Origin of the sequence: Dietzia sp. HMSC21D01, from assembly GCF_001815995.1 — a bacterium.
Lineage (GTDB): Bacteria > Actinomycetota > Actinomycetes > Mycobacteriales > Mycobacteriaceae > Dietzia > Dietzia cinnamea.
In genome coordinates this window covers 1-1,026 of record NZ_KV823642.1, presented here as the reverse complement: position 1 = coordinate 1,026, position 1,026 = coordinate 1, and the positions used below count along the sequence as shown (strand labels likewise).

Below are 1,026 nucleotides of genomic sequence, written 5' to 3'. Positions count from 1 at the left end.
GCAGCGGCGGCGCCGGAGGCCTCGGCGCCCGCGTCGTCGGCGTCGTCGGCGTCCTCGCCGGCATCGTCGGCGGACACCGACGCGGCCGTCAGGGTGGAGGTGACGGCGGAGCTGCTGGGAGTGGTGGCGCCGGTGACGGTGCTGACCGGATTGCCGTCGCCGTCGACGATCACCGTGACCGGCGGAAGGACCATCTCGCCTCCGAGGAAAGTGCCGCACAGCCCCTCGGCGAACGATCCCGTCTGCTCGAGCGACGCCGTTCCGCCGCCCTCGCCCGCGACCACGTCGAGCAGGTTGGGGAAGGAGTCCAAGGCGGAGGTGACGAGGTCGACGACCCCGGTGGGCACGCCGTCGATACCGAACAGCGGGTAAAACTTGGCCACCGAACCGCCCAGCCCGGGCAGCTCGCAGACGGCATCCGTCTCCGGCGCCAGATCGCCGATGCTCGAGTCCTCGCCGGTGACGCCCTCGAGGCTGCCGAGGGAGCCGCCGCCCACCGAGCCGGACCCGTCGCCCGAGGCGTCGCCGTCCTGGCCGCTGTCGTCGCCCTCGCCGTCGTCGCCCTCGCCGGCGTCGCCCTCGCCGGCGTCACCACCGACATCAGCGGAGCCGTCCGCCAGGCTCCCGTCGCCGAGACCCGCGGACTCGAGGCTGCCGAGCGGAATGCTGCCCGCGCCCGCCCCGTCGGGCGCCACTGCGTCACCCTGCGCGTTGACGACGGGAACGGAGAGGGCGACCAGCGCGAACGCGGCGGCGGAGACGGTGACGACCTTGCGGGTGAACATGTGTGATGAACCCTCTTCGACTACGGCGGACGGGGTCGAGCCCCCGCGTCCCCTCCGGGGCGCCGGTCGTCGACGGGAGAACTGTAACGCGGAGACCGGCGCCCGGGGGTGGAGATCGCCCCGGGCGCGGCGCGCGTCACTGTCCGAGGCTGCCCGCCCCCGTGGTGAGGAGCCCCAGCAGGGCGGTGGGGTCGGCTGCGAGGCCGCCCGCACCGGTCGTGGCCGCGGCCCCGGCGGGGGT

Annotated in this window: 1 protein-coding gene; it reads right to left on the bottom strand. The window is 75.0% G+C overall.

Annotated features, from left to right (window positions below):
• Positions 1 to 785: hypothetical protein (locus HMPREF3086_RS18760; protein WP_070719749.1), on the bottom strand; the 785-nt coding region annotated here is incomplete at its 3' end.
• Positions 786 to 1,026 lie beyond the last annotated feature (241 nt).